19 protein-coding genes and 1 pseudogene are annotated in these 21,560 nt (G+C 58.1%); 15 read left to right on the forward strand and 5 right to left on the reverse strand.

What is annotated here, in order from left to right; all coding sequences use genetic code 11:
• Window positions 1–33 precede the first annotated feature (33 nt).
• Window positions 34–2,007, reverse strand: a complete 1,974-nt coding sequence (locus KF708C_RS26160; RefSeq protein ID WP_043367551.1) for a sensor domain-containing diguanylate cyclase — start codon at window positions 2,005–2,007, stop codon at window positions 34–36.
• Window positions 2,008–2,306: 299 nt separating this feature from the next.
• On the opposite strand from KF708C_RS26160, the gene KF708C_RS26165 reads away from it, so the two are divergent.
• Together KF708C_RS26165 and KF708C_RS36940 are read left to right on the forward strand one after the other, a co-directional pair.
• Window positions 2,307–2,768 (forward strand): CopD family protein, encoded by a 462-nt coding sequence (locus KF708C_RS26165; protein ID WP_059413929.1) that lies wholly within the window; start codon window positions 2,307–2,309, stop codon window positions 2,766–2,768.
• Window positions 2,769–2,786: 18 nt separating this feature from the next.
• Window positions 2,787–2,906, forward strand: a pseudogene (locus tag KF708C_RS36940) (PIN domain-containing protein); the annotation flags it as partial.
• Between the two features lie 63 nt (window positions 2,907–2,969).
• Here the strand turns inward: KF708C_RS36940 and KF708C_RS26170 are convergent.
• Window positions 2,970–4,133 (reverse strand): GGDEF domain-containing protein, encoded by a 1,164-nt coding sequence (locus KF708C_RS26170; RefSeq protein ID WP_231586584.1) that lies wholly within the window; start codon window positions 4,131–4,133, stop codon window positions 2,970–2,972.
• 353 nt (window positions 4,134–4,486) lie between these two features.
• Here KF708C_RS26170 and KF708C_RS26175 point away from each other — a divergent pair, with 353 nt between their 5' ends.
• Window positions 4,487–5,314, forward strand: coding sequence for a hypothetical protein (locus KF708C_RS26175; RefSeq protein ID WP_059413933.1), 828 nt, complete (start codon window positions 4,487–4,489; stop codon window positions 5,312–5,314).
• A gap of 41 nt (window positions 5,315–5,355) precedes the next feature.
• On the opposite strand, the gene KF708C_RS26180 is transcribed toward KF708C_RS26175, so the two are convergent.
• Window positions 5,356–5,886, reverse strand: coding sequence for a hypothetical protein (locus tag KF708C_RS26180; protein ID WP_370552858.1), 531 nt, complete (start codon window positions 5,884–5,886; stop codon window positions 5,356–5,358).
• A gap of 122 nt (window positions 5,887–6,008) precedes the next feature.
• Between KF708C_RS26180 and KF708C_RS26185 the strand changes: the two genes are divergently transcribed.
• Window positions 6,009–6,356, forward strand: a complete 348-nt coding sequence (locus tag KF708C_RS26185) for a winged helix-turn-helix domain-containing protein (protein WP_020201556.1) — start codon at window positions 6,009–6,011, stop codon at window positions 6,354–6,356.
• Window positions 6,357–6,425: 69 nt separating this feature from the next.
• Here the strand turns inward: KF708C_RS26185 and KF708C_RS26190 are convergent, their stop codons facing one another.
• Complete coding sequence (locus KF708C_RS26190) at window positions 6,426–6,911, reverse strand: hypothetical protein (RefSeq protein ID WP_059413937.1); 486 nt, start codon at window positions 6,909–6,911, stop codon at window positions 6,426–6,428.
• Window positions 6,912–7,154: 243 nt separating this feature from the next.
• Window positions 7,155–7,496 carry a hypothetical protein gene (locus KF708C_RS26195; RefSeq protein ID WP_020201554.1) on the reverse strand — a complete coding sequence of 114 codons (342 nt, stop codon included), beginning with the start codon at window positions 7,494–7,496 and terminating at the stop codon, window positions 7,155–7,157.
• A gap of 820 nt (window positions 7,497–8,316) precedes the next feature.
• Between KF708C_RS26195 and KF708C_RS26200 the strand changes: the two genes are divergently transcribed.
• From KF708C_RS26200 to KF708C_RS34910, 11 genes are all read left to right on the forward strand, one after another.
• Window positions 8,317–8,610: a hypothetical protein gene (locus tag KF708C_RS26200; RefSeq protein WP_059413939.1), complete on the forward strand. Its 294-nt coding sequence runs from the start codon at window positions 8,317–8,319 to the stop codon at window positions 8,608–8,610.
• A gap of 651 nt (window positions 8,611–9,261) precedes the next feature.
• Window positions 9,262–10,401 carry a polysaccharide biosynthesis/export family protein gene (locus KF708C_RS26205; protein ID WP_059414205.1) on the forward strand — a complete coding sequence of 380 codons (1,140 nt, stop codon included), beginning with the start codon at window positions 9,262–9,264 and terminating at the stop codon, window positions 10,399–10,401.
• Window positions 10,398–10,835, forward strand: a complete 438-nt coding sequence (locus tag KF708C_RS26210) for a low molecular weight protein-tyrosine-phosphatase (protein WP_059413941.1) — start codon at window positions 10,398–10,400, stop codon at window positions 10,833–10,835. The genes KF708C_RS26205 and KF708C_RS26210 overlap by 4 nt, the downstream gene beginning before the upstream one ends.
• A gap of 20 nt (window positions 10,836–10,855) precedes the next feature.
• Window positions 10,856–13,114: a polysaccharide biosynthesis tyrosine autokinase gene (locus KF708C_RS34895; protein ID WP_082079904.1), complete on the forward strand. Its 2,259-nt coding sequence runs from the start codon at window positions 10,856–10,858 to the stop codon at window positions 13,112–13,114.
• Between the two features lie 340 nt (window positions 13,115–13,454).
• Window positions 13,455–14,909, forward strand: a complete 1,455-nt coding sequence (locus tag KF708C_RS26215) for a mannose-1-phosphate guanylyltransferase/mannose-6-phosphate isomerase (protein ID WP_156173958.1) — start codon at window positions 13,455–13,457, stop codon at window positions 14,907–14,909.
• A gap of 31 nt (window positions 14,910–14,940) precedes the next feature.
• On the forward strand, window positions 14,941–16,071 hold the full coding sequence (gene gmd, locus KF708C_RS26220) for a GDP-mannose 4,6-dehydratase (RefSeq protein WP_059413943.1): 1,131 nt from the start codon (window positions 14,941–14,943) through the stop codon (window positions 16,069–16,071).
• Between the two features lie 5 nt (window positions 16,072–16,076).
• Complete coding sequence (fcl, locus tag KF708C_RS26225; RefSeq protein ID WP_059413945.1) at window positions 16,077–17,042, forward strand: GDP-L-fucose synthase; 966 nt, start codon at window positions 16,077–16,079, stop codon at window positions 17,040–17,042.
• A gap of 43 nt (window positions 17,043–17,085) precedes the next feature.
• Window positions 17,086–18,369 (forward strand): oligosaccharide flippase family protein, encoded by a 1,284-nt coding sequence (locus KF708C_RS34900; RefSeq protein WP_082079907.1) that lies wholly within the window; start codon window positions 17,086–17,088, stop codon window positions 18,367–18,369.
• A 1-nt stretch (window position 18,370) separates the two neighbouring features.
• Window positions 18,371–19,792, forward strand: a complete 1,422-nt coding sequence (locus KF708C_RS35970; RefSeq protein WP_156173959.1) for a hypothetical protein — start codon at window positions 18,371–18,373, stop codon at window positions 19,790–19,792.
• On the forward strand, window positions 19,789–20,667 hold the full coding sequence (locus KF708C_RS34905) for a glycosyltransferase (RefSeq protein ID WP_082079910.1): 879 nt from the start codon (window positions 19,789–19,791) through the stop codon (window positions 20,665–20,667). The genes KF708C_RS35970 and KF708C_RS34905 overlap by 4 nt, the downstream gene beginning before the upstream one ends.
• On the forward strand, window positions 20,660–21,532 hold the full coding sequence (locus KF708C_RS34910) for a glycosyltransferase family 2 protein (protein ID WP_197090431.1): 873 nt from the start codon (window positions 20,660–20,662) through the stop codon (window positions 21,530–21,532). Before KF708C_RS34905 ends, KF708C_RS34910 begins: the two co-directional genes overlap by 8 nt.
• The last annotated feature ends 28 nt before the right edge of the window (window positions 21,533–21,560 follow it).

Below are 21,560 nucleotides of genomic sequence, written 5' to 3' on the forward strand. Positions count from 1 at the left end.
CCGATGCGCGCGCGGCCCGCCGCGTTCTCGCGCTCACGCCTCGGTCGGCGAAGGGGCCGGCGTGTAGCGGGCCTTGCCGCCGCGCTTGGCCTCGTACAGCGCCATGTCGGCGCGCATGAACAGTTCGTTGGCGGTCTGGCCGTCCCGGGGGTCGTGCACGGCGAAGCCGACGCTGGCGGTCGCCACGATGGTATGGCCCTCGATGAAATGCGGGCGCCGCGCCGCGTGCACGATGGCCTGCGCGATGCGCTCCAGGCTTGCCGTGCCGGTGGCGTCGTCGAGCACGATGCCGAACTCGTCGCCGCCGATGCGCGCCACGCCGTCGCCGGCGCGCACGCAGGCCGACAGGCGCTCGCCGAAGGCCGCCAGCAGCTGGTCGCCCACGGCGTGGCCGTAGCTGTCGTTGATGGTCTTGAAGTCGTCCACGTCCACCAGCATCAGCGCGGCGTTGCGGCCGGTGGCGCCGGCGCGCGTCATGGTCTCGGCCAGGCACCGGTCGAAGCCCTTGCGGTTGAGCAGGCGGGTCAGGTGGTCGGTCAGCGTCTGCGCCTCCAGGCTGCGGATGCGCTGGCGTTCGGTGGTCACGTTGCGGGCGAACATGTACAGGCCCTGCACCGTGTCGCCGGCATCGTTCCAGGCCGGCTGGTAGGTGACTTCCATGCACTCGCCGCCGTCCTGGCCTTCGAGGCTGAACGTGGCCGAGGCGCCCAGGTAGGCCTGCGCCAGGTACGGCTGCGACGCCACGTAGGTCGGCGTGCCCCACAGCTCGCGCAGCGTGAGCCCCACGATCTGCCGCGCCGGCAGGCCGAAGCGCCGCGCATAGGCTTCATTGACGAAGACGTAGCGCTCGTTCACGTCGATGAACGAGACGAAGTCCGGCACGTGGTTGGCGATGGCCTCGATGCGCTTCTCGCTCTCGGCGGCCTGGTCGCGGGCGGCGTAGAGCGCGGCCTCGCGCTCGGCAAGCTGCCGCATCACCGTGCCGAAGGTGGTCGCCAGCTCGCCGATCTCGTCGTTGCGCCCGGTGGGCAGGGCGGCCAGCGCGGCCGGGTTGCCGGGCGCCTCGCCCACCACGCGGTGCAGCAGCTCCAGCGGCGCCAGCATCCGGCGGATCACCAGCCACATCAGCAGCGCCGCCACCACCAGCGAGAAGCCAGCGGTCAGGATGGTCTTGCTGCGCACCTCCAGCAGCGGCGCATAGGCTTCCCTGGCGGGCAGCACGGACACCACCTCCCAGCCGTTGGTCTCCAGCAGGTGGCGCGCCACGATGGGCTGGCTGGGGCTCACGACCTCCCACGCGGCGCGCGGCGTCTCCAGCCCGCAGTTGTCGCCGATCGCCCTGGCCGGGGCCATCACCTTGCCGGCGTCGGCATGCATGGCATAGCGCGGGTTCTCGCCGGAAGACACCAGGCAATAGCTGCCGGTCAGCCCGACCCGGCTGCGCGCGATCTGGCCGAGGAAGTTGTTCTCCGAGAGGTTCAGCGCGCCGCCCACCACCGCCAGCAGCCTGCCGTCGGGCGCGCGCAGCGGCACCGCCATCACCACGCCGGGCGCGGCGCTCAGCCTGCCGCGCAGCAGGTCCGACACGGCAAACGCCGAGCCGTCCAGGACCTCGCGGAAGTAATCGCGGTCGCCCAGGTGGATGCGCTGCCCGTCGGGCACGGCGGTGCTGAAGGCCATCTCGCCGTCGGGCCAGACCAGGAACACCGCGTTGAAGTTCTGCGGCATGGACACCGCCTGCGCGGCAAAGCGCTTCATGACGGCGGGCGGCTGGCCGAGCATGGGCTGGAGCTGGCTCGCCAGGCGGCGCAGGTCGGTGGCGCGCGCCTCGAATTTCTCGTCGAGCTGCCCGGCGACCATCCTGACCAGGGTGTCCTGCTGGCTCTGGCGCAGTTCCGTGAGGCCCTGGAAGGCGTAATACTGCGCGAAGAGCGCGCGCGCCAGGACAATGAGCGTCACCACGACAGCCGTCGCAATGGCTACCCGATACTTTAAGGAGTGCCGCATGATTATCTTGTTATTGGTGTGCGGACCAGCCATGCTGCCCGGCGCGACTCCGCCGGGCTACCCGTCCTCCGCCGCGAGCGACTGACCCGGGTCACAGGTTAGCAGAAGCGGTGCGCCGGCCCGGGCATGCCGCGGCGGCGCGTTGCGATAAGGCCGCGCGATGCCGGTTCCCGGTGATGCAACCTGCCCACCCGGGCCACGCGCGGGGCTAGAATGCGGCATTCTTCCAACAGTGCCCCGACCGTGCCGCCCGGCGCGTCTTGCCGGGCCGTCCCGTCCACCCCACCAAGCCGCCGCCCATGAGCCTCGAACCCGTCCTGCGCTTTCTCCACATTGCCGGCGTCACCCTGTGGGTGGGCGGCATGTTCTTCGCCTACGTCTGCCTGCGCCCGGCCGCCGGCGCGCTGCTGGAGCCGCCCCAGCGGCTGCGCCTGTGGCGCGCCGTGTTCGCCACCTTCCTCGGCTGGGTGTGGGTGGCGGTGGCCGTCATCGCCGGCAGCGGCGCCATCATGATCGCCCGGGCGGGCATGGCCGCCGCGCCGCCGCACTGGCACCTGATGCTCGGCACCGGCCTGCTCATGATCGCGATCTTCGTCTACGTGTTCGCCGGCCCCTACGGCGCGCTGTGCCGCGCCGTGGACGCGCAGGACTGGCCGGCCGCCGGCGCCGCGCTGGGCCGCATCCGCCGGGCGGTGGGGGTGAACCTGCTGCTGGGCGGACTCACCATCGCGGTGGCGACGCTGGGGCAGTGGCTGCGCTGACGGGTGGCCTTTCGCGCTGGCGCCAACGACATGCTGATCGCCGCGCACGCGATGGCGCTGGACGCCGTGCTGGTCACGGACGACACCGCGGCGTTCTCCCGCATCGGCGGGCTGCGGCTCGAGAACTGGATCGCCTGAACGGAAGCCGTCCGCGGGGGCGCGGCAAGCCGCCGCGAGCCTGCCCGCGCTTCCCGGCGTTTGTCAGGCCGCCGCCTCCATCACCGACTCCACCCGGTTGCGGCCCGCGCTCTTGGCGCGGTACAGCGCGAGGTCGGCCCGCCCGACGGCGCCGTCGAGGCGGCGTTCGGCCTTGTCCACGCTGGCCACGCCGATGCTGATGGTCAGGTCGGCCACGCGCTTGCCGAAGAAGCGCGACGACGTTGCCCGCAGGCGCTCGGCCAGCGCCAGCGCCGCCGCCGGGGTGGTGCGCGGCAGCAGCACCAGGAACTCCTCTCCGCCGAAGCGGCCGGGATACGCGCCGGCCGGCAGCTCGCGCTTGAGCATGGCGGAGAAATCGGTCAGCACGCGGTCGCCTTCGGCGTGGCCCATGCTGTCGTTGATGTGCTTGAAGTGGTCCAGGTCGATCAGCAGCAGCGCCATCTCGCCGCCATGCCCGGCCATGTGTTCCAGCTCGCGCTGGCCGGCGTCATAGAGCGCGCGGCGGTTGAGCAGTTGCGTGAGCGGATCGGTCCTGGAGAGGATGTCGAGCTCCACGTGCAGGCGCCGCGTGATGACCAGCATGAAGGCGACTGACAGACCGAGGTCCATCAGCGTGTAGGAACCCAGGTAGATGGCCTGGATCAGGTCGTCGGACGCGAACAGCTTCTGCCCGGCCAGCCCCGAGAACAGGCTCGCCACGCAGCGCGCCAGCACCACCAGCGTCTGCACCGTCAGCAGGAAGCCGAAGAAGCGCGCGCTGAAATCGCGCCCGCCGTGGCGCAGCACCAGCAGCGCCTGCGTGCCGAAGAACAGGCCCATGACCAGGGTCACGATGGTGACGCGCGCGTCGTAGCTCTCGTGCCCGTAGACGAACCACGTCAGCGCCAGCGTGGCCAGCACGACCACGACGCCCGCAGGCGCGCGCGCCTGCGGGCGGCCGTAGAAGGCCTGCGTGCCCAGCGTCCACAGCGCCACCGCGGCGAGCAGCAGGCCGTTGCCCAGCACGATCGAGACCCAGTCCGGCGCGATGTCGCGCAGCCAGAACAGCATCGGCGCCACCACCAGCACCAGCGAGCCGGCCACCCACTCCCCGATGCCGCGGATGCCGCGCGGGAAACTGCGGTACGCCGACAGCAGCACCACCGACATCAAGGCCGACATGATCGATGCAAGGAAGACCGTTGTCTTGAGATCAAGCTGAAGCATCGTGGGCGGCGTATCCCAGGCAGGGGCAGGAGCCTATGCTACCAAAGACCCGCCGCAATGGCATCGCGTTGCCACCGCGCGCGGCGCCGGCGGTCTTCCCGTTTGCCGCGCCGCATGGGGTCCGCGGCAGCCAGGAGCCGTACTCGCGCGCTTTGTCATCTCCCCCTTGCGAGGGGAAGGGAAATGCCGCATGGCTGCTCGCTCGTATTGTTATAATTTTTATATCAAAAACGACCATCGCAGCGGGCCACGCGCGCTGGGCGCCCTGACACACACGGTGCGGGCAATTGCTGGGGAGCGGCATGAGCGACAGGGGAAATGGACTGCCGGCATGGTCCGGAACGGGGGCGTGGATGCAGTCATCCGCATGGCGGGAGGCGAGGGTTTCCGCCAGCCGGGCGCGCGCCGCGCCGGAGGACGAGCAGCGCGAAGCGGCGCAGGACAGCGTGGCGGTGACGGTCTCGCGCCATTGCCTGGATACCTACCTGGGGTCCTGCGCGGGCATGGAAGGCAATCCCGCGGCCAGCCTCTGGTTTTGCGATGTCCGCTCCAACAGCGAGCCCGTTGCGCCGGCCAGCATGCTGCTGCCGGTGGCGGCGCCGCTGGTGTGGGACGCGGCGTTCCGCCTGCGGCAGCGCGAACTGCTCGCGCGCTCGGCCACGCAGCAGAAGATCGCGCGCATTGCCGCCGCGGTGCGCAACGCCGCGGGCGGCATGGCGCCGTGCGAGGCCAAGGAATACTTCGAGCAGCATCTCTACGGCCCCGCGGGCCGGGAGTTCAAGCTCACCCTGTTCCCGCTGCCCACCGGCGAGGCCGGCGCCAGGAACTGGACCCGCGTCTACGGCAACCAGCCGGCGCTCAACCCGCAGGAACGCTACCTCGAACTCTGCCGCGACGGCATGCGCTTTCGCGCCATCGGCGCACTGCGCCGGCAGCGGCAGCCCAAGGTGATCGTCTGCCTGGGTACGCGCAACACCGATGACTTCCTGCGGGCCTTCGGCTTCGGCGGGACTTGCCCGACGCAGCACGTCCTGCAGCCCGCGGACCAGGGCAAGCCGATCCAGGTCTACGTGGACGGGCCCACCACCTTGCTGGTGTGCCCGCCGCTGAGCGGCGCCTCCGGGCTCAACTCCGACGTCCTGCAGGCCGCCCTGGGCAGGTTCGTCGCCGGTTTCATGTAAGGCGCGGGAACCGGCCGGGCGCAAGGCGCGCCCTTGTCGCGCTACGTTCGCGTACCCGCGGCACGCGCCGGCCACAGGCGCAGCAAGGCCTTCATCGCGTAGATCACGATCAGCGTGCCGGACAGGTCGCCGACGAACATCGCCAGGAAACCATGCGCCAGTGCCGCGCGATTGCCGCGCAGCGCGAACCAGATGTGGTGCAGCAGCGGATTTGTCACCGCATATGCCAGCACGAACGCCAGCAGCCGCGCCGGGGTCAGGTTGGTCAGCGATGCCCGCAGGCCGAACGCATGCCGGGCAAGCCGGTAGACCAGGTACGGCGCCGCGCTCGCCAGGATGGCGCCGATGACCGCGCGCGCGGGATCGTCCGGAAAAAGATAAAAGGCATTGACCAGCAACGAGGCAATCAGCAGCCCCGCCGCTCCCGCCGCGCCGAACAAAAGCGTGCATAGCAGCCGGACGCCCGCCGGTAAATAAATCCAATTAATTCCAGGCACAAATTCCAAATGCTGGAAAAGCCACTCATTTAGTGCCATCGCCAAAACAAAGAAAACAATTGTGACGAAGGCCATACTTAACTGGAGGCGAACATGGGGCATTGCCGTAAAATGCATCAGGGCATATAAAAAAAGGGCCTGATGATAGTCGATCCCGCGCGCCGGATACCGCGCTCCGTTTCCCGCAGGATGCCGTCGTGACGCGGCCGGCAGACATCTACCTGCGTTTTCTCCAGTTGGCCGAAGCAGTGCGGGGCTTGCCCTCGCTGCCGGCGCTCGACCCCCTCGAAGAACGGATTCTCGAACTGATCGCGCGTACCAGCCAGGCGCAGCAGCGCCTGTCGGTCAGGGACATGATGGCCCGCAGCGAACTGGGATCGCCCGCCACCCTGCACGCCCGTCTGAAGTCCATGCGCGAGAAAGGCTGGATCATGCTGACGGACACCGAGGACGCCCGCCGCAAGCAACTCGGGCTGACGCCCGAAGCGTTGCGCCATTTCGACAGGCTGTCCGAATGCCTGGTCAACGCGACGAAAAGTCCCTGAACGAAAATCCCTGAACGCCGCGGGCGCGCAATGCGCGCGGCGCCGCGGCGCCCGACGCACGCAGTGCCGTCAGCCCTTCTGCGATTCCCTGGCCGGGCCGCGCGCGTCGCGGCGCCGCAAGGTCTCGCTGGCCACCGATTCCGACAAGAACAGCCACAGCGTGCGCACGCGGATCACGCCATCGCCGGGGCCGTCGTGCGTCAGGCGGCCTGCCACTTCCTCCAGCCTGGCGAACATCTCCGGGCGCAAGCGCGCGCGCAGCGCCTTCAGCTCGGCGGCCGGCACGGCAACCTCGTCGCGGTTGCCGAACACCACGCGCCCGACGACGAACAGCACCGCGCCCAGCACCGCGGCGCCGATCCCCACGTTCTGGAAATCCTCGAGGTGGAAGCTGCTCGCCGCGAAGCACAGCACCGCCACCGCCGCTGACAGCATGAAGGCCGCGCGCAGTACCACGAAGCCGCGCGGCTGCGAGATACGGCGGGTCAGCTCGCGCACGGCGTCGATTTCGTCTTGCTCCAGGACGTTGAGGACATTGGTGGTCGAAACTTTCATTGTTTTTACTAGGTCTCGTTTCGTCTGGGTACCGCCAGGCCGGTGCGCAGGGGCAGATGGGCAGCGCAGGTGCCCGGCAGGATGGTATTTCCGTATTTTGAGGCCGGGCGGCCATGCCGGCAATCGGGCTTTTACCCGGTATGCGCCCTCAGGAGAGGGGCCAAAAGGATGAATGGAGGGATATTCGGAGGGATATTTGGAGAGATATTCGGGCGGACGGCCGCCCGGCCGCGGCCACCGGCGTCAAAGCCCGAGGCTGGGCACGCGCGGCACTTGTTGCGACCGCACATTGAAATGCGGCTCGCCGAAGGCTTCCAGCAGGCGCGCAATCTCGCGGGCCGAATTCGCGCGCGTGGTGCGGATCTCGCTCAGCCGGCGCGGCGCCGCCGTGCCAGCCACCACGAAATGCCGCCGCACCGTCAGCAGCGACTCACGCGGCGGCGGAATCAGCACCGGATGCGCATCCTGGTCCTTGTAGCTGCCATAGGTCCAGCCCGACGGGGTCAGGTGCGCCTCGACCCAAACCTCGCCGGAAGCCAGCGCATCCGGCGCAGCCGCTTCGCCAATCGTCATCGCCTTGCGCATCGTCCCGCCTCTCGAACATCGGCCAGGCCAGCCGCCGGCATACCGCCGCCAGGCCCGGCTGCCTGAAATCATTTCGCCCGCGCTCTGATTCTGGTTCGTGCGGCGGCGCGCCGGTACCCTGCCTTGGGGGGCATCGCGCAAACGCGGGCAAGCGGGCTGATGAAGCCGCCGCGCCTGTGGCGCGGACATCGTGTTTCTTTCCCCACCAAAGCGTGGCTCCCACCGAAGCAGGGTAAGCGTGGAACCATGCGTCCATCAATAATCCAACCCGGCAAGTGTGACCCCTTGCTAATTCCCGATAGGGTGTAGGCACTCCCCGCGCCTACACCCTCTTTTTTTGCTTTGCGATACCAGATCGGAAGCCCGGGAAATCGGCGCGAGACATGGGGTGCCGGGCATGAGGCTACAATGTTGCGCTGCGTGTCGTCTTCATTCGCTCGAATGAGACAACGGGACATTACCGTCGGGCAGGGGCCGAGATAAGCTTGGTCATCGCTGCAATCACAGCGATCGGGTTTGACAGCCCGTGCACAAAGGGCGGACAACCGCCTCCGGCGGTTTTTTTGTCCGTCTGCCTTCGCGCGCCCATTGGGCGGGCCTCGGTGGGGGAGCCCTCGGGCTCGCCGGTTCCTTTGTGTCGGTCTGTCAACCCCGTCTTGCGCCCGCCCACCCCGATTGACAGCGGGGAGCGGTGTTGAATTCGCTCACAAAGGAGGCAATCCAATGCTTCTGTTCTCACCTGTCCACTTCGGGGCAGCGACACTGCCGCAATCCATGTTCATCTCTTGGTGCGTCTTCGCGATGCAAGGGAGCGTGCTACATGCATAAGCACACCCGCTACGGCATCACCGCCGAACACACCGGCAGGGACGTGTTCGTCACCGCCCATTCTCCGTGCGAAGATCCTCTCAGCCTTGCCGGAGAAAAAGCCGCGCAGCTCCACGCGCTACTGACTGTCACCCGCGACAACGCCGCCGCCGGCATCGCGAGCGACCCGGCGCCAGCCATCCAGGACCATCTGCTCTCCCTGGCCGCCGGCCTCGCCCACGAAACACTCGTCCTGAGCGAGCTCGCCGCACGGCATGACACCGGAGACCGGCACCCCTCCGACTAACAGCTGACTAACAGCCGGCGCCTGTTGTCTCCCCTCTCCCGCTTGCGGGAGAGGGGTCGGGGGAGAGGGGCAGCGTCCCCACGAAGTCAGTCCCGTCAAGACTCCGCAGGCCTTCGCCTGCCTCGCCTCACCGCCCAGCCTTCCCCTTCCTTCGTAGGGTACTCGGATTCCGAAGAACAATAATCAAAAAAGCATCGACGAATTGGTGCGCAGGAAAACAAGAAAAGATCCGCAAATATCAGGAAAATTAATCAATAAATGGTGAATTAAATATCCTGAATATCGACGCAATTATCCAGCTTCACTAGGGTTCGAATTCTTCCGCAATACCCCTTCCGGGGGCATCCCCACCTTTGTCGGGTCCACCCTTCAGTAGGGATAGAAAACCCGGTAAAAACGCCAGTATTGCCTTGAAGATTGACCCCGAGCGGCCATACACTTCGCCGGTCCTCCTGCGGTGGTGCACTGCAAGAGAGACAGCAGGAGATGTCGCGAAACCACCGCCGCAAGGTCCATATCCGCCGGCAGCGCAAACAAGACGGAAAGACACCAACGAGTGCCATGACGGACAAGCGGATTCACCGCAGCAAGGCCCACCTGGAGACGGCAGGGCAGCGCGGAAATTTCGGGTATCAAGGAAATCATCAAGTCGTGTTCAAGCTTCCAAGCAAGCTGCCCGTTGGCAGAGCAGTACTGTGGCTGGGAATGATCCCGTTGCTGGCATCCTGCGCACTTGCGCCAGGCATGCGCTTCGATCCGCAGCGCCCCCTCGATCCCGACGATCCAGAGTCGGTGCCCAAAGTCACGTTGATCACGCCCGCGCTGGTGAAGGCGCTGAAGGCGGCGGCCAAGCCGGTCAATGCAGGAGTGGACGAGCTCTTTGCCGAGGTCGCGCCATATACCGTGGGCGTGGGCGACATTCTCTCCATCGTGGTGTGGGACCACCCCGAACTCGTATTTCCTACCCAGACGTATTCTATCGGCACTGCCTACGACATCCCCAACTATAGCGGGGCGGCTAATGTGCCTGGTTATGTGGTCAGCCCCAGTGGAACTATACAGTTTCCCTATGCTGGTAAGGTCGAAGTGGTCGGCAAGACACCCGACGAAATTAGGGCTCAGTTGACAGCACAACTCAAGCCGTATGTCGCCATGCCACAGGTGACCGCGCGCGTGCTCGCCTTTCGCAGCAAACGCGTCTACCTGGACGGCGAGGTCAAGACACCTGGCCCGCAGAACATCGACGATGTACCCATGACCTTGGTCGAGGCGTTGAATCGGGCAGGCGGAATCAATGTGCTGACAGGCGATAACAGCCGTATTCGCATCTCGCGCAATGGGAAGAACTACTACGTCAATTTGCCAGCGCTACTCCAGCAAGGGACTGACCCTGCCCGTATCCTGCTGCGCAATGGCGACATCGTTCGCGTGGAACAACGCGAGGACAGCAAGGTCTTCGTGACTGGGGAAGTCGTTCGCCCCATGAGCATCCTGCCGCGCAATGGTCGCCTGACGCTCAATGAAGCTATCGGCGAGGCCGGCGGCGTCAATCCCGTCTCCGCGGATGCCCGGGAGCTCTATGTCATTCGCAAGAGCGCGGATGGTGACGCAGAGATATTCCATCTTGACGGTAAATCGCCGGTCTCGTTGGCACTGGCTGAGTCCTTCGAACTCAAGCCGAAGGACGTCGTCTATGTCGATGCTGCCGGCGTAGTCCGCTGGAGCCGCGTGATCAACCAGTTGTTGCCGAGCGGCAATTTCGTAACTGGTGCTGCGAACGTCGCGAAATGATCAATACCGTACTCGTCGTGTGCATTGGAAATATTTGCAGGAGCCCTATGGCGGAAGGGCTCCTGAAGCAAGCGTTGCCTGATATCAATGTTGTCTCCGCTGGCCTCGGTGCATTAACCGGCCAGCCTGCGGATCCGTTCGCTATCGAGCTGATGCAAGAAATGAACATCGATATCTCGGCCCATCGTGCCCAGCAACTCGGTCGGCCCATCGCCACCGCAGCGGATCTGATCCTGGTGATGGACAACGAGCAGCGGCAAGACATCCAGCGACTACATCCGGCCACCACAGGGCGAGTGTTTCGCATGGGCGAGCTCGCCAAATTTGACATACCCGATCCGTACCGCGACGCTCGCACCGCCTTCGAGAATGCGCTGCAACTGATTCAGCGCGGCGTGGAAGCCTGGGTGCCGCGCATCCGGGCGCTTCGTTAACAGAATTAGTAGTAGAGCCTATGAACCAGAACCCTCCTCCTGTCGTTATGGCCGGGCCTCCGGAAGACGAGATTGATCTCGTTCACTATCTGGACGTGCTGCTGGCTAGTCGTTGGCTGATTGTGTCCATTGCCGGAATCGTATTGGCATTGGGAGTGGCTTATGCATTTCTTGCGCGGCCAGTCTACCAAGCAGATATCTTGGTGCAGGTCGAAGATAGCCCCAATAGCGCTAATAGTCTGTTGGGGGACGTGTCTAGCCTGTTTGATGTCAAAGCGTTAGCGACAGCCGAGATTGAGATAATCCGGTCTCGCATGGTTGTGGGAAAAGCAGTCGATAACTTGCACCTCTATATTTCCGCAAAGCCAAATTATCTACCCTTCGTGGGCGCATGGATTGCCAGCAGAGCCAAGGGTTTGTCTGAGCCGGGACTCTTTGGGCTTGGTGGTTTTGCCTGGGCTAAGGAGGCGATCGGTGTTGAGCAATTTGATGTGCCAGAGTCTCTTGAGGGCGAAAAATTCAAATTGATAACACTAGGCGACGGTCGCTATCGTCTTGAGCAATCCAGCTTGGATGAGCCCATTGAAGGGCACGTCGGTAGGCCGGTGAAGGTAAATCAGAACGTAGGCAGCATTACACTACTTGTAACTGACATAAAGGCCAAGCCAGGGATTGTATTCAACCTTGTGCGGAACTCACAGTTGCAGACGATTGAGAATCTTCAGGATCAATTAAGGATTGCTGAGAAAGGTAAGCAAAGCGGTATTATTGGTGCTTCATTGGACGGTACCGACCCTAGACTTACCGCTAGCATCCTGAATGAAATCGGTGGCGAGTATGTTGCGCAAAATATCAAGAGAAAGGCTGCTGAGGCTGAGAAGTCGCTGGTATTCCTCGGAGATATGCTGCCGCAACTTAAGGCTGAGTTAGAGCGAGCTGAGGTAAAGTATAACGAAATGCGTAACAAGCGTAATACGTTTAATCTCAGTGAAGAAGGGAAGGCATTCTTGCAGGAAAGCGTGACGGCGGAGACTAGTCTGCTAGAACTAAAGCAGAAGCGTACAGAACTGTTGACACGTTTTACTGCAACACATCCGGGGGTGCAGGCGATTGATAAGCAGATCGCAGTAATGAGTGCAAAAGTGGATGAAATGACTGCACACATGAAGACATTTCCCAATGTCGAGCAAGATACTATGCGCTTGATGCGTGATGTGCAGGTCAACAATGATCTCTATGTAGGACTGCTGAACAACATGCAGCAGCTGAAACTCGTCAAGGCAGGCAAAGTTGGCAATGTTCGAATGCTGGACAACGCGCCGGTCCCGGAGGAACCCATAAAACCTAAGAAGGGCTTGATTGTCATGATGGCCGCTATCCTTGGCCTATTGATAGGCATCATCGCTACGTTCGTGCGCAATGCTTTGTATGGTGGTATCACAGATTCACAGGATATTGAGCAGCATACGGGCCTAAGTGTCTACGCAACCGTGCCTTTGTCGGTAGCCCAAACATTCCTCACTGAAGAAATTCGCCAGCGCAAGCGTGGAAAATTTGTGTTGGCAGATCGTAATCCCAATGAGCCCTCGATAGAGAGCCTACGCAGTCTTCGCACTGCATTGCAGTTCGCCATGCTTGATGCGGACAACAATCGTGTGCTACTGACGGGGCCTACGCCGGGGGTCGGAAAGTCCTTTATTTCAGCTAATCTCGCTGTCGTGATGGCAACGGGAGGAAAACGCGTTCTGCTGGTCGATGCCGATATGCGTAAGGGCCATCTTAATCAATATTTCGGGAAGGATCGCAATAACGGTCTTTCGGACGTGTTGATAGGCAATGTCAGCTTCAACGAGGCGGTGCATTACGGCGTGTTCGAGAATCTGGATTTCCTGAGTACAGGCAGCCTGCCACCAAATCCGGCCGAATTGTTGCTAAACGAGCGCATGGCGAAGCTTCTCCAGGAAGTCGGTGAGCGATATGACCTGGTGCTAATCGATACCCCGCCGGTACTGGCTGTCTCGGATACAGCGGTACTGGCATCACGCTGCGGAACCGTGTTTCTCGTGACCCGTTTCGAAAAAACAACTATTGGCGAGGTAGCGGAATCCGCTAAACAACTGCGGCAAGCTAACGCTGATGTCAACGGTGTGGTCTTCAACGGCCTAGATCCGAACGCGTATCGATACGGTTATGGCTCGAAGTACGGACGGTACCGGTATGCCTACTATGGTTATGCACCGGAATCCACGCCGCCACAGATCACGGCCGGAGGAAAATAAATTCTATCAGAAGCGATATTTTAACAAGTAGGGATAGGGTCAACGCCGGATAAATATACCGGCGGCTAAGCCGGCAACCGATCGGCCAAATATCAGCCAGCTCAATGAGGCTGGCGAATCTTGCTTGATGGGGTAGTAAGCACAGAGTCGTGGACGCGTCTGACTATCACCTTCCCATCGGCCACCCGTGAAGTAGGACGATTGTGGCAACGCAATCGGGCATTCAGGGGATTTCTCCAATTGCAGGGGTAAGCCGCCGCCGTCTGGCGGCGTGCCCTGTCTCGTCGTGCTGACGGGAAATGGGCTGACTGAAGGTTGAATTGGCACAAGGAGAAGTCAGATGGAAGAGCCTGCTGTGATCATTCCCGTTGTCTTGTGCGGTGGTTCGGGAACCCGCCTCTGGCCGTTGTCGCGCGAGGGCTATCCAAAGCAATTTCTCAACCTGCTGGGCAACCGTTCGTTGCTGCAGGACACATTGCTGCGCATCAGGGAGATTCACGGGGTCGGGACACCGCTGCTCGTCACCAGCCACGCACATCGCTTCATGGTGGCCGAGCAGGCCAGGGAGATCGGGAGCAGCGACGCCGCTTTCATCCTCGAGCCGCACGCGCGGAACACGGCGCCGGCCGCGGCTGCGGCGGCGCTGTACGCTCTCGCCGCAGGGCAGGATCCCCTAATGCTGGTGCTTCCGTCGGACCACCTGATCCGCGATGCATCCGCATTCGCGGACATCGTGAAGCAAGGCGTGATGGCCGCGCAGGACGGGGCGCTCGTTACCTTCGGCATCACGCCAACGGCCCCCGCCACGGGATATGGATACATCAAGGCCGGCGGAAGCTGCACGCAGTGGAGTTACGACGTTGCCCGCTTCGAGGAGAAGCCGTCGCAGACCCGCGCCAGCGAGTTCCTGGCCGAGGGCAGTTATTTCTGGAACAGCGGCATCTTCCTGTTCCGGGCGTCGGCATTCCTGGCTGAACTGGAGTCTTTCTCGCCGGAAATCCTTCGCGCGGTGCAGGAATCTGTGAACCTCGGGCGGAAGGATCTCGATTTCTTCCGCCTCGACGAAGCTGCCTTCGCGCGTTGCCCGAGCAACTCCATCGACTACGCCGTCATGGAGCACACCAGCCGTGCGCAGATGGTGCCGTTTGCCACCGAATGGAGCGACGTCGGCGCATGGGATGCCGTCTGGGAACTTGGCGCCAAGCAGGAAGACGGCAATGTCATCGTGGGCGACGTGCTGACGCACAACGCCAGGGATTGCCTGGTCCATGCCTCCCATCGCCTGGTTGCCGTGGCGGGCGTGGAGGACGTGATGGTGATCGAGACGCCGGACGCCGTGCTGGTGGTGCACAAGGACCAGTGCCAGGACGTCAAGACCCTCGTGGACATGGTGCGCAGGCAAGGTCGCAGCGAAGCTGCCGACCACAGGAAGGTCTATCGCCCGTGGGGCAGCTATGACGCCGTCGACGAAGGGCAGCGCTATCAGGTCAAGCGCATTACGGTGAAACCCGGCGCGAAGCTCTCCATGCAGATGCACTACCACCGCGCCGAACATTGGATTGTGGTCAAAGGCACGGCCCGAGTGACATGCGGAAGCGAGACGTTCCTGCTCAGCGAAAACCAGTCCAGCTACATCCCGCTGGGCACCGTCCACCGGCTGGAAAACCCCGGCAGCGTGCCCCTCGAGCTGATCGAGGTGCAGAGCGGCAGCTATCTGGGCGAGGACGATATCGTCCGCTTTGACGACGTGTATGGCCGCGCTCCCGCTGCCGACTCTAAGACCGAATTGGCCTGATCGACCCGAACTACGGAACTGAATTCTTACCATGACCAAGACGAACCAAAAGACCGCACTCATCACCGGCATTACAGGCCAGGATGGGTCTTATCTAGCCGAGTTCCTGCTGGAAAAGGGATACATTGTTCACGGTATCAAGCGCCGCGCCAGCTCGTTCAATACCTCGCGCGTAGATCACGTCTATCAGGATCCGCACGTCAGCCACCGGAATTTTGTGCTGCACTACGGAGACCTGAGCGACAGCAGCAACCTGATCCGCATCGTGCAGCAGACGCAGCCGGACGAGATCTACAACTTGGGTGCGCAAAGCCATGTGGCAGTGAGCTTTGAATCGCCGGAATACACGGCAGACGTGGATGCGCTCGGCACGTTGCGGCTGCTCGAAGCAATCCGCATTCTCGGCCTGGAAAAGAAGACGCGCTTTTACCAGGCGTCTACCTCTGAGCTATATGGCTTGGTGCAGGAAATTCCGCAGAAGGAAACCACGCCGTTCTATCCGCGCAGCCCATATGCCGCCGCGAAACTCTATGCCTACTGGATTACTGTGAACTATCGGGAGTCTTACGGCATGTATGCCTGCAACGGCATTCTGTTCAACCATGAAAGCCCACGTCGCGGCGAGACCTTCGTGACCCGCAAGGTCACGCGTGGACTGGCCAATATTGCCCAGGGCCTGGAGAACTGCCTGTACATGGGCAACATGGATTCGCTGCGGGACTGGGGGCATGCGCATGACTACGTGCGCATGCAATGGCTGATGCTGCAACAGGAGCAGCCGGAGGACTTCGTCATCGCCACGGGCAAGCAGGTGAGCGTCCGGGAGTTCATAGGCAAGAGCGCCAAGCAATTGGGTATTACGTTGCGCTTCGAGGGGGAAGGCGTTGATGAGGTTGCACTAGTGGATGCTATCGACGGTGACAAGGCTCCCGCGCTAGCGGTTGGAGATGTCATTGTTAAAGTAGACCCGCGATATTTCCGTCCCGCCGAAGTGGAGACGCTCCTAGGTGACGCCACAAAGGCAAAAGAAAAACTCGGATGGGAACCCGAGATACAGCTTGATGAGATGATCTCCGAAATGGTGGCAAGTGACCTAGACCAAGCGTGTCGTCATGCTTTGCTGAAACAGCATGGATTTGATGTCACCGTAAGCGTGGAGTGAATGAAATGAGCAGGAATCCAAGGATTTACGTTGCCGGTCATCGCGGTATGGTTGGAGGTGCAATAGTTCGACACCTGAAAGCGATATCGAATGCCGAAATTATTACTCGTGATCGTTCAGATCTTGACCTCACAGATCAACACGCAGTTCGAGATTTTTTTCAAGAGGAAATGATCGATCAGGTTTATCTTGCGGCGGCGAAAGTGGGTGGAATTCATGCCAATAATACCTACCCTGCTGATTTTATCTATCAGAACATAATGATAGAGGCCAACATCATCCATGAAGCATGGCGTACTGGAATTCAACGGCTTCTTTTTCTGGGTAGCAGTTGTATTTATCCAAAGTTGGCATTGCAACCAATGAGTGAAGATGTTTTGCTGACGGGAGAATTGGAGCCGACAAACGAGCCATACGCAATCGCAAAGATAGCAGGAATTAAGCTATGTGAAAGTTATAATCGGCAATATGGGACGGATTTTCGTAGTGTCATGCCCACCAATCTTTATGGTCCCGGAGACAACTACCATCCGAATAATAGCCACGTCATCCCTGCACTTATCCGACGGTTTCATGAGGCAAAATTGGAGAATAAAACGTCCGTCGAAATTTGGGGGACGGGTCAACCTCGCCGGGAATTTCTCTATGTAGATGACATGGCCGATGCATGTGTTCGAGTTATGGGGGTTGAGAAAGAAATTTATGAAAAAAACACGGAAGTCACGTGTTCCCATCTGAATGTTGGAGTGGGGCAGGATATAAGCATCAAGGAGTTGGCGGAGCTCATACGGGAAACCGTTGGATATGGTGGCGAAATCTCCTTCGATATAAATAAGCCAGATGGACCTCCACAGAAGCTACTAAATATTGATCGTATAAATAGGTTTGACTGGGTGGCGCCAACGAAATTGAGGGATGGCTTAGCTGAGACGTATAAGAGCTTTCTTATTGAGTCAAATAGACGAAATTAAGGTTGATTGATCTATGTTGTTGTCGTGTTGTTAAGGGTCGCTTGTGCCTACATCAAATAACTTGATAAGCAGGGTTCTCCATGCCATTAGCTGGGGGACTCTTGGTGCAATTGCGTCGCGAGCAGTGAGCATCATTACGAATGTTTTGGTCGCGCGCCAACTGGGACGGGAAAGCTTTGGGATGTTTGGCCTGATTCAGTCCACCGTCCTGCTATTCTCTGTGCTTGGTGGTTTTGGTGCTGGTCCATCGATAACCAAATTTTGCTCTCAATACCGAATTGTTGATAGGATTAAGTGTTCACGGGTGGTGTCATTCTTTTGTGTCATTGGCATAATTTTTGTCATCATTATATCTGTTGGAATGTATTTCGGGGCCGGGCTCCTGGCCGGGTATGTATTTGGCAATAGACAGGCTGCCCACGGATTTGAAATCGGTTCGGTGGCCGTTTTCTTCTCTGGTGTTATGGCTCTTGCTACTGGGCTGCTGTCAGGTCTGGAGAAATATAAGGTAAATGCTTTTGTCAGTTTCTTGACTGCCGCATTGGCATTTGTAATCTGTATCCCTGCCACAAGATATTACGGATTAGAAGGTGCCCTAGTAGGTTTTTCATTCGCAACAACTGTGGTGTCAGTAATCACAATCTGGCTGGCTTATAAAATATATGTTGATGATGGGTTCAGGCTAACGACGAGTATTAAGGGGATCGAGAAAGGTTTGGTAAAGAGATTTGCTATTCCAACATTGCTCGGGAGCCTTACGAATACTGGAGTCACTTGGTTCAGCTTGGCGATGCTTGGTTGGTCAAATGGCGGAGCATATGAAATAGCCGCCATAAATGTTGCAAATCAATGGAGAGGGGCGATTCTGTTCTTGCCATCTGCCATTGGTGCGGCCCTAGTGCCAATAATATCGAACTCAATGGTAGGTGAGGAGACCGGGAATGCCAAACGTGTTCTTTATATTGGTATTTTGACAAGTTTCTCTGTATCTATTATTGCGTTCGGAGGGCTTCTTTTTTTTAGGCAAGATATAGCTATCATGTATGGCGGGGAGTTTAAAGATACAGGCCGAGTAATTTCCGTAATGGCGATTTCTGCGGTAATTACATCTATGTGTAACGTCATGTCGCGGTATGTAATGGCTACCGGTGAGATGTGGAGAAGTTACGGATACGATGTCTTGTGGTCTGCAAGTCTAATTGGATCCGCAACTTTTCTGGTTGCCAAGGCGGGTGCATTTGGATTGGCTATTGCTTATCTTTTTGCCGCAGCGATGCAATTCCTGTTTCAGATGTTTGATGGCTATCGTCTGTTGAGGAAAAAATGATATGAATGTCATAGAAACTGTGGCGCTGATTCAGTTTCTGATAACCATTGGGGCGATTACTATTGGGAGAGTGATATATAAATTATCTCCATTGGTCGGCCTATTTTCTGCGCTACTTGTTTGCCCGGTTCCTATATTTGTTGTGGGGATGAGTTCGGCCGGCTTCATATATTTTTCCGATCTAATTGGATTGTTGGTTCTGTTGGTGGTCTTAGCTAAAGGCCGATTTGATATTTCCACGATAAGTGGCGGTCGAGTAACATATGGAATGGTTGTAATTACGTTGGTTATTATTCCATTGGTCGCATCTATTGTCACGACAATGCGCGATGGAAATGGTGATGGACGATGGATCTTGCTTGGTTTATTTCGTGGAATTTCATATGTATTTATCTTTGTTGCTGCTTCTAAGTATGCGGTTGATCATCCGGAAAAAATAAAATCGGTCGTTTGTGTTCAGGCTATAACTATTACTTCGGTATGCGGAATTGGGATTTTACAGTTCTTCCTTAATCTAAATCTAGATCTTTGGAATGAATACGCGAATTACGATTTTACTGAATGGATCGGCGGATTTGGGCACGGTTTTATGGGGCTGTATCGCGGCGCAATTGGTGCATGGACGGCGGGTATGGCCGCCGTCATCATATCGGTTACAAATCGGCAGAGGTTTGGAGCCTTATTGGCCGCGCTATTTATAATATTTGGCTTGGCGGCAAATGTGCTGGTGGGTAGCCGGCAAGGTCTTGTTGGTACATTGATTGGACTAATTATTAGTTTGATTCTAGGGGTAAGAAATAAGAAGAACAAGATTAGAAGTCATTCGGCGGGGATATTTTTTTCGGTTACATTAATTGTCGGGGCGGCTCTCCTGTTTGGTGGGAATGGAATATCAAATCAAACGGGAGATGTTGGGGAGTGGCTTGGTAATCGATTCGATCTCTTCTCATCCGGAAGTGAAACAATCGATGAGGCCAAGAATAGAGATCCTCGGATGCCGTTGATACTCGATAGGGTTGCTAATGCGCCAGAGAATTATCTGATCGGATTAGGATACGGTCGAGTTATTTCCGAGGCAATGGGTAGTGGACTTGACCTAATATATGTCGACTCTGAGTTACTCTGGACACTGCAGCAAACGGGCTTTATTGGGATTATTTCCTACGTTCTGATGATCGCGATAATTCTGTCAAGGGTGGCTAAAGGAGGACGGAGAGGGGGAGGAGGGGATCAGCTAGATAAAATTGTAATGGGTGGTTCCCTTGTTTGCGTCGGTATCTTTTTGACATACGGCCATTTCTTCTTGTTGCATGTCCAGTCGTCACAAGCCCCCGTTGCATATTGGAATTGGCTCATGCTTGGTTTTTGTATGGCGACACCCTCACATTTTCGTGTGAATTTGAAAGTCGAGGATGAGAAATGAAAATCCCGAAAATATCCATAATTATCCCTACATACAATATGGCTAGATTCTTGCCTGATTGTCTCGGAACCCTGAGAAGGCAAAACTACCAGAATCTAGAACTCATAATTGTCGATGGACTTAGTACTGATAATATAAGCGAAATCGTCGAGGCTAATAGAGATATTGTTGATATTTTTATAAGTGAGCCAGATCAGGGACAAGGCGATGCCGTAACAAAGGGATTGAGAATTGCAACTGGGGACATTTGTCACTGGCACGCCGCCGACGATATATTTATGCCAAATGCCCTCGATCATGTCGCGGAAGCGTTCAATAGAAATCCGCAGATAGATCTGCTAATTAGTGATGGATGGGCTTTTGATACGCACCACATTGTACGCACGGGAAAGTGCCGATGGATATCGTACGAGCGATCGCTCTTTTTCAAGGGGCGCTTTCAGTCCGACTGCGCATACTGGCGTCGAGAGATCACGCATAACGCACTTCCGCTAGACATTGAGAAACCGCTTACTGTTGACGAGGACTTCTTTCTTCGGCTGTGGAATGGGAGGCCTCATCTTTGGCTTTCTGAGCCGCTTGGTGCATTTCGCATGCACGGCGAGCAGGTTTCGCAAACGGTTGACCGCTCAGTAGTCTGGATGGATCGACATCAAACGAGAAAGAGAATTTTTGAAGAAAAATCAATAACAGATACTGATGCCGCTGTTGCGAGAAAGCGATTATTTTCTGAATATATTTTATATGATTTAATTCTTCCCAGGGTAACAGATATGGGTGATAAATTCATGAGAATGGTGCACCGCGATTTGAATCGCCGTCGCTTTCATAAGTGGCTGATGAATGAGTGGATCGGAGGAGCTAGAAATGTGTGAAGGTATGGAGAATTTTACAATAGGAATAACCACAAAAAATCGCAGAGAAGACTTAAATTATACTCTTAAAAAATTAATCGATCTTGGCCTTTGTGATATTCCAATCATCTTGATTGATGATGCATCTGATATTGAAATATTTGATGATGAGGTGAATAAAAAATTCTCTAAAATGAGGGTTATAAAAAATAAAAATGGGCGAGGTCTGATAGCTAATAGAAATTTGATGGTTTCCTTATCTGAGACGCCATTCTTCATAAGTCTTGATGATGACTCTTGTTTTAGAGATAAGCCTGATTTCTCAGATATCGAGAGGGTTTTTTATGCCGATCATAGAGTTGCTGCTCTACAATTGAATAATGTTGATGTTAATTTCGGCTGCAATCCAAGTGACCGGCTGGAGTTATATCAAGTTCAAATGTACACAGGCTGCGGCCATGTGCTCCGTTGTGCTACCTTTCTCGCGCTGGGTGGGTATAGAGAGTATTTTATGCACATGTGTGAGGAGCGAGATTTTAGCCAAAGGGCGTGGAGAAATGGATATTGTGTGATGATGTACCCGTGGCTGATTGTCGATCATCTCAGGAGCCCCGTGGCACGAAATGTGGTGAGAAACACCAAATTTCTCGTTCGTAACACTGTTCTATTCAATTTTCTCAACTATCCGATTTGGTTTGGCTTAGCCAGGGCGATGGGGGTTGGCCCTATTTCTATTTTCAAAAACTTCAGAGAGCCTACTCTAATTGCCGCCTCTGCGGAGGGTTGGCTAAGTGGCCTGGGGATGGCATTAAGGCGGTTGCTTGAGCGTTCGCCGATGTCCATTTCTCAATATCGGAAATTTCGGCAACTACCGATGCGTAGTTGAATCGAAATATAGTGTGTAGTTGTTAGGG

The organism is Cupriavidus basilensis, from assembly GCF_000876015.1.
In the GTDB taxonomy this organism is placed as follows: Bacteria; Pseudomonadota; Gammaproteobacteria; order Burkholderiales; family Burkholderiaceae; genus Cupriavidus; species Cupriavidus basilensis_B.